Annotated in this window: 6 protein-coding genes and 1 tRNA gene; 3 read left to right on the top strand and 4 right to left on the bottom strand. The window is 72.0% G+C overall.

All coding sequences use genetic code 11. From position 1 onward, the window contains the following. The coding region (locus E1211_RS15030; protein ID WP_243709538.1) for a metallophosphoesterase at window positions 1–1,794 on the bottom strand (1,794 nt) is incomplete at its 3' end. A gap of 145 nt (window positions 1,795–1,939) precedes the next feature. Between E1211_RS15030 and E1211_RS15025 the strand changes: the two genes are divergently transcribed. Continuing rightward, a tRNA-Thr gene (locus E1211_RS15025) sits at window positions 1,940–2,013 on the top strand. 17 nt (window positions 2,014–2,030) lie between these two features. On the opposite strand, the gene E1211_RS15020 is transcribed toward E1211_RS15025, so the two are convergent. After that, window positions 2,031–2,219 (bottom strand): hypothetical protein, encoded by a 189-nt coding sequence (locus E1211_RS15020; protein ID WP_132349464.1) that lies wholly within the window; start codon window positions 2,217–2,219, stop codon window positions 2,031–2,033. 221 nt (window positions 2,220–2,440) lie between these two features. Between E1211_RS15020 and E1211_RS15015 the strand changes: the two genes are divergently transcribed. Further along, the gene (locus E1211_RS15015; protein ID WP_132349463.1) at window positions 2,441–3,031 is read left to right on the top strand and encodes an HAD family phosphatase; all 591 of its coding nucleotides are present in this window, start codon (window positions 2,441–2,443) and stop codon (window positions 3,029–3,031) included. A gap of 281 nt (window positions 3,032–3,312) precedes the next feature. Further along, the gene (locus E1211_RS15010; RefSeq protein WP_132349462.1) at window positions 3,313–4,488 is read left to right on the top strand and encodes a low temperature requirement protein A; all 1,176 of its coding nucleotides are present in this window, start codon (window positions 3,313–3,315) and stop codon (window positions 4,486–4,488) included. A 112-nt stretch (window positions 4,489–4,600) separates the two neighbouring features. Here the strand turns inward: E1211_RS15010 and E1211_RS15005 are convergent, their stop codons facing one another. Further along, window positions 4,601–5,353, bottom strand: a complete 753-nt coding sequence (locus tag E1211_RS15005) for a hypothetical protein (RefSeq protein ID WP_132349460.1) — start codon at window positions 5,351–5,353, stop codon at window positions 4,601–4,603. A gap of 180 nt (window positions 5,354–5,533) precedes the next feature. Then, window positions 5,534–6,739, bottom strand: a complete 1,206-nt coding sequence (locus tag E1211_RS15000; protein WP_132349470.1) for an MFS transporter — start codon at window positions 6,737–6,739, stop codon at window positions 5,534–5,536. Window positions 6,740–6,903 lie beyond the last annotated feature (164 nt).

Here is a 6,903-nt window from a genome sequence, read left to right as displayed (position 1 = left end):
GGTCAGCGGGGTCTTCGGGGTCAGCCAGGAGGCCGTGGGGGTCTCGTCGGGGTTCACCTGCCAGTCACGGGAGACCCGGTCGACGGCGATCGGATAGATGGTGAGAGCGCCGTCCGGGTCGATCCGGATCCGCAGGAACGCCTTCGAGTCCTCGATGCCCTGGCCGGCGAAGAGCTCGTTGAGGTTCACCCCGAACGCGCCGGCGACCAGCAGGTACGCCGCCACCAGTTGGCTCGCCACCAGCCCACTGGCCGGGCCGTAGACCACCGCGGCGGCCACCACCGGCAGCGGCCACGGCCAGTCGGCGAACGGCAGCTGCAGCCAGACCCAGGTGCCGGCCGCGCCGAGCGCGAGGTGGGCCAGTCCGTGCCCGACGCCGAGGATCCAGTGCCGGGCGTGCCGTTTGCCGCCGGCACTCGGCGGCTTCGCGAAGAACGCGGCGCCGAGCAACGTGACCAGCAACATCAGCACCAGAGGAACGCTGAACAGCCGCTGCTCGGTCGTGCCGACCCGGTTCGCCGCCACACCGGACATGGCGAGCATCAACAGGGTGTGCAGGGTGCCGAGCAGGGTGGTGAAGCCCGGGTTGCGCAGCGGCAGCCGGGGGAAGATCCCCCAGCCGTACCGCCGGCTGCGGGCCGCGTCGGGGTAGCGCGCCGCCAGGTCGTACGGCCGGGAGAGGCTGGCCCTGCGCGCCAGGGTGTCCTTCGGGGGCACCTCGATCCGCTCCGGCAGCTTGTGCGTCGGGTAGAGGTAGGCGCCGCCGCTGCCGCAGGTGACGAGCTGCCGGTCCGGTCCGGCGTACCGGGCGTAGTGGTGCAGGTCGCCGGAGATCAGCAGCCGTACCTCGGCCCCGGTGGGCGCGACGATGGTGCGGATGAAGTAGTCGATCGAGTCGTACGCCGTGGGGTGGTCGGCGGCCTTGACCCAGGTCGGCGCCGGCACCGCCAGGATCACCCGGTTCCGGGGGCCCAGCTGCTGGGCCACCGTGTCGAAGTAGGCGAGCTGCGGATCGTCCAGGTACGAGCCGGACTGGTCGTCCAGTCCGAGCAGCCACCAGTCGCCGGGCAGCTCGACGGCGAAGTACGACCGGGACTGGCCGGTGCCCCATCCGCCGAAGTGCCGATCGCGGGAGCGGACGAAGAGGCGCAGGAAGGCCGTCAACCCGTCGTACCAGTCGTGGTTGCCGGGAACCGCGAAGAGGGTGGGCTTCTCGGGCGGGGTGACGGGCAGGGCGGCCTGGTAGGGGCCCTTGCACCGGTCCTCGTACGCCTCGAAGGCCGCCGACGGGTAGACCTGGTCGCCGCCCATCACAAGGGTCTGCGCGCGCGGCAGCCGATGCCCGTCGACGTCCAGCTCCGGCTGGGCGAGCAGGTACGCGATCGAGTAGGTGGCGTTGAAGCCGTCGCCCAGGTCGGCCACGTAGTCCAGCCAGAGCCCGCCGTCCGGCCCGATCTGCCGTTCGATGCGGGACTCCAGGGAGTTCTGCAGCTCCCGCTTGTCGAGGTACGCGCCGAAGAGCATCGCGAGGAGGGTACGGATGCCGGTGCTGATCAGCAGGAACGGCGCCAGCCACGGGACGGGCTTGCGCGGGGTGAAGCCCAGCTCCAGCGGATCGGTGGTCCGGGGTCGGCGCGCGGCCCGCTCCCCGACCGGTTCCCCGGAGGGCGACTCGGCGACGTTCCGGTCAGCGGCGTTCCCGGTCGTCGGCCAGCGCTCATCGGTGTCGCCGACGGCCGGCCGGCCGTCGAGGGGGTGGTCCGGATCGCCGGGGTGGGCATGATCGTCGGTCACCGCCGCAGCGTAGTCCGGCCCACAACGCGAGCGCTGTCCGGCCAACGACGCTTTCGGGCTTCTTGCCCGGGTTGTGACCGCGAGGCGATGACGGGGGTATCGGATTCGGCCGGGGCGGGCCTGTGCCGTACACTTGACGATCGTTGCCGCCTTAGCTCAGTCGGCTAGAGCGACGCACTCGTAATGCGTAGGTCGACGGTTCGATTCCGTCAGGCGGCTCGGCACCGAAGCCCAGGTCAACGACCTGGGCTTCGCCGTTTCACGCGCCACGACACCACGGCGGCGGTGGACAGCAGCGCCACCAGGATCGGGCCGCCGAAGATGACGATCAGGCCGGCTCCGATGTTGGCACCGATCCCTCCGGCGGTCATCACCTGCCAGCCGAAGCCCACCAGGATGCCGGCCCCGACGAGCGGCAGCAGCACTCCCCACCAGCGCGGATGCAGGCGGCGTCGCGAGATGGCCCGAATCAGCCAGGCGAGCGCGCCGATGTCGACCCCGGGTGACGTCGACCCCGTCGGCCTCGCCGACGCCCCCGGCGACGCCGGAGATCGTCGAGCGATCTGGCCGATCGGCCAAGTATGTGGGCAGCGCCGCCGCGGAGTGAGACCCGAGACATCCAGCGAGGCCGTCTACCCTGCTACGGGTGAGCCTGCCCCTGCCTGCCGGTGAGTACCGGGCGTACCTCTTCGACTGCGACGGCACCATCGCCGACTCCATGCCGCTGCACCATCTCGCCTGGCAGCAGGCACTCCGGGAGTGGGGCTGCGAGCTTCCGGAGGACCTCTTCTACGCCTGGGGCGGCCGTCCGGTCGCGGACATCATCGTGGACCTCAACGACCGCCACGGTCTCGCCATGCCGGTGGAGGTGGTCGCCCAACGTCGGGAGGAGCTCTACCGGGAGCTGCTGCCGAAGCTCACCGCCGTGCCCGGCGTCCTGGAGCACATCGTCGAGTCCCACCGGCGGGTTCCGTTCGCGGTCGTCTCCGGCAGCACCCGCGAGTCGGTCACCGCGTCCCTCGGCACGCTCGGTCTCCTCGACAAGTTCGACGTACTCGTCTGTGCCGGCGACTACGCGCGGGCGAAGCCGGACCCGGAGGCGTTCCTGCGGGCGGCCGAGCTGCTCGGTGTCGCCCCGCAGGACTGTCTCGTCTTCGAGGACACCGACATGGGCATCCAGGCCGCGACGGCGGCGGGCATGGCGTCGGTACGGGTACCGCAGCCCCGCATGCGGTAGGGCCCGCGCGACGGACGCTCGGCCGAGCGGGACGCCGGTCGCGGTGAAGCGGTCGGGACGGCGCCGCGACGGGTCCACAGCCGGCGATCAGCACATCCGCGTCCACGAATCGGATTTCACCGCCGACGCGCTCGTTGGCGAGGCCGGCGTGGGGAGCCGGCGTCGCCGACCGGGCGGCCGGGTCGGCTGCCCGGCCGCCGCCGGTCGTTCGCATTCTCGCGGCGCCGCCATGTGGTACGACTGCCGGAGAGGCGGCCAGCACCGGCAGAACGGGCGGATCGATGACGAGTGGGGCAGCCGCGCTGCTGCGACGACCGGAGGAACCCCGCGCCGCCTTCCTGGAACTCTTCTTCGACCTGGTGTTCGTCTTCACGCTCGCCGCCCTCGCCGCCGGGCTGGCCAGGAACCTGAGCTGGCGGGGCGCCTTCCACACGCTGGTGCTGCTGCTCGCCCTCTGGTTGGTCTGGACCGCCACGTCGGGGCTCACCGACCGGTTGGATCCGCAGCACCCGGTGGTGCAGCTGCTGGTCCTCGCGACCATGTTCGGCACGCTGGTGATGGCCGCCGCGGCGCCCAAGGCGTTCGACGGGCGGGGCTTCTTCTTCGCGGGCACCTGGATCGCCACCCAGATCGGCCCCGCTTTACTCGTCGTCGTCCTGCTGCGCGGCCACGAGGCGTCGCGCGCCTTCGTACGGGTGCTCTTCTGGCACTGCGTGGCCGCGGTGCCGTTGATCGTGGGCGCGTTCACGCACGTGGCGCGGGACGTGCTGTGGGCGTCGGCGGTGGGTCTGGAGTGCGCCGCCCTCGCGCTGGGCCTCCCGACACCCCGGCTGGGGCGGGCGTACATGCGGCCCGAGTTCGCGATCTCCGGCGAGCACCTGGCCGAACGGTACCGGCAGCTGTTCATCGTCGGGCTCGGTGAGCTGATCCTGGTCACCGGGCTGACGTTCAGTGGGAGCGAGTTCGGGTCGGGGCGGATCGCGGCGGTCGTGGTCGCGTTCGCCACCACGGCGCTGCTGTGGCGGATCTACATCCACCGTGCCGGAAGCCTCCTCGCGGTGGCGATCGGAGCCGCCTCCGACCCGGTCCGGGCCAGCATCTGGGCGCTCTACTCCCACCTGCTGATGGTCGCCGGGATCGTGCCCAGCGCCATCGCCGTGGAGCTCGTCATCGCGCATCCGTTCGGGGACGTGCAGCCGGCGTGGATCGCCGTCATCCTCGGCGGGCCGACGCTCTTCCTCGCCGGCCGGGGCATGTTCGAGTACGCGGTGTTCGGCCGGGTCTCCCGCAACCGGGTGATCGGGGCCATCCTGCTGGTCGCCGGCTCACCGGCGATGATGTTCCTGCCGCCGTTGCTGGTCGCCGTGGTGCCCGCTCTCGTGCTGGCCTGGATCGCGGTGTCCGACGGGGTGCGCGCCCGAGGACGCCCACCCGAGCTGCCGGCGCCACCTCTCTAGCCGACCGGACGGGGATGCGAGAAGGGCCCGGGCCGTCCGGCTCGCCGCCGGGCAACCTGGGCCCTTCGTGTCACGCCGTGGCGCGTCCCGCCGCCGGGGGCGCTCCGGGACGTCAGAGGAACGTGTACATCTCCGCGGCGGCGTCCTCGGTCTCGCCGGCGGGCGGCGCCTCCACCTTCACCGGCTCGCCGAAGCCGCGCATCTTCATCTCGGTGACGAGATCTCCGAGGCTCTTCGTGGTGATCGTGTACGAGAGGGAGGTGACCCGGCCCTCGGCGTCGACGGTCGCCTCGAACGGGATCGCCTTCGGGTCCTTCGCCAGCTTGGCGGTCGACTCGAGGCCGTCGCGCATCCCGCCGTCGGTCGGCGCGGCCTGCACGGCCTTCTCCAGGTCGGCGGTGCCCTTGTAGCTGCCCTCGGCCACCTTCTCGGCGGTGACGATCCCGCCGACCAGACCGGTCTGCGACTCCAGGTCGAAGGACTGCCGCAGCGAGCTCTCCGGCCGGAGCTTGGTGAGGTCGATCTTCATCCACGGCTTGCCGCTGCCGGACGTCTCCATCTTGATGTAGGCGGCGTCGCCGATGAGCCGAGCCTCCATCTCCTCGGGCGCCGTGGTGGTGACCGCGAGCACCTTGGCGGCCGGGTCCATCTTGCCGGTGAGCTCCATCGTCGCCGGACCGGCCTTCACCGAGGCGTCCATGATGACCGTGCTGGAGAGGCTGCGACCCATGCCCTCCTTGATGACGGTGACCGGGTCGGCCTTCGACGTGGCGGGCGAGTCGGTGGGGGAGCTGTCGGAGTTGCTGCCACAGCCGGCCACGAGAACGGCGAGGGCGATCGAAACGACGGGAATCAGTCGACGCATGGGCATGAGCCTATCGGTGGGCGCCGTCATTTTCCGGCCCGGCCTGGTCAGCCGCCGTCGGACGACGAGGAGCGCGGACGGAGCCGAAGATGACCGTCACGTACGGCGGAGCCGGGGTGTCGGCGAAGGGGCGGCTCGACACGGACGCCGGCATGGCACGGCGCGGCGGCGTGGGTGAGGTCAGGCCTCGGCCGCCTCGGGCAGCTCACGCAGGCGGCGGACGGGGGAGAAGAGCACCCAGAGCACGCCGGCCAGCGCGCCCCCGGTCGCGATCCAGAGCGCCTCGCGTACACCGAGCGTGGCCCCCAGCGCGCCGCCGATGAGCGCGCCGATCGGCCGGATGCCGTAGTTGATGGTGCGTCGTACTCCCGTGGCCCGGGCCAGCATCGAGTCCGGGGTGAGGGCGGTCTGCACCGAGCCGGTGACGATGTCGAGCACCATCACGCCGACGGCGCAGAAGAACTCGGCGGCGAAGAGCATGGCCAGCACCACAGGTGTCGGCCCTTCGGCCAGCGGGACGAGCAGGAGCGGAGCGGGGAAGAGCACGAAGCCGGTCACCAGCGCCGGCCCGATGCCGAGGCGGCGGGTCAGCCGGCCGGTGACCGCGGCGCCGAAGAGGCCACCCACCGCGCCCGCGCCGAGCACCGTGCCGAGCAGGCCGGGTGAGAGGTGCAGGTCGCGGGTGGCGTAGAGCACGAAGAGCGCGGCGAACATGAAGTTGAACAGGTTGACAGTGGTGGTGCCGAGCACGATCGCCCGCATCATCGGCGTCCCGGCGATGAACCGCAGGCCGGCGACGATCCCCAGGCCACCGCCGCGGGCCGGCGCCGGCTCCGTCGTCCGCATCCGGCCCAGGAAGTACGCGGACCAGACGTACGAGAGCGCGTCGGCGAGCAGCGCGATCGGCGCGGTGAGCAGTTGCACCAGCAGACCGCCGATGCTGGGCCCGGCGACCAGGGAGAGCGCCCGGCTGCCGTTGATCAGGGTGTTCGCCTCGACGTAGTCCCGACGCTCCACGAGGGAGACGAAGAGCGGCCCGCGGGCGACCTCGAAGAGGACCGCGAGGGTGCCCACCGCGAACGCCACGACGTAGAGCTGGGTCACTGTGAGCACGTCGAGCAGGTAGGCGGCGGGGACCGTGGCGAGCAGCCCCGCCCGGCCGACGTCACTGAGGACCATGAGGCGCCGCTTGTGCGTGAGCCGGTCCACCCACGCCCCGGCGAGCAGGGAGAAGAAGAGGTTCGGCGCCAGCGCGGCCGCGGTCAGGTAGCCCATCTGCGTCGGCCCGGCGTCGGTGATGAGCACGGCGAGCAGCGGCAGCGCCAGCGTGGAGATCTCGTCGCCGAAGTACGACACCGTCTGCGCCGACCAGTACCGGCGGAACATCCGTTCGCGCAGCAGCCGGGGCAGCCGGGGCAGCCGGGGGCGCCGGACGCGGCGGATCGGGCCGTCGGCGCCGCTGCCGGTCGGGCCGCCGATCACCCGGGCCCCGGTCGGGCTGCCGTTCGGCGCGGTGTCGGTGGGGCCGCTGCTTGGCGCGGTGCCGGACG

The sequence above is a fragment of the Micromonospora sp. 15K316 genome, from assembly GCF_004348525.1.
Taxonomy (GTDB): domain Bacteria; phylum Actinomycetota; class Actinomycetes; order Mycobacteriales; family Micromonosporaceae; genus Micromonospora.
Note: the sequence above shows the minus strand (reverse complement) of the source record. Positions and strands in the feature narration are given on the sequence as shown.

Bases quoted from the DNA above. Each gene is read 5' to 3' on its own strand.
- E1211_RS15010 (WP_132349462.1), top strand. From the start codon at position 3,313: ATGACGAGTGGGGCAGCCGCGCTGCTGCGACGACCGGAGGAACCCCGC.
- E1211_RS15000 (WP_132349470.1), bottom strand. From the start codon at position 6,739: ATGTTCCGCCGGTACTGGTCGGCGCAGACGGTGTCGTACTTCGGCGAC.
- E1211_RS15005 (WP_132349460.1), bottom strand. From the start codon at position 5,353: ATGCGTCGACTGATTCCCGTCGTTTCGATCGCCCTCGCCGTTCTCGTG.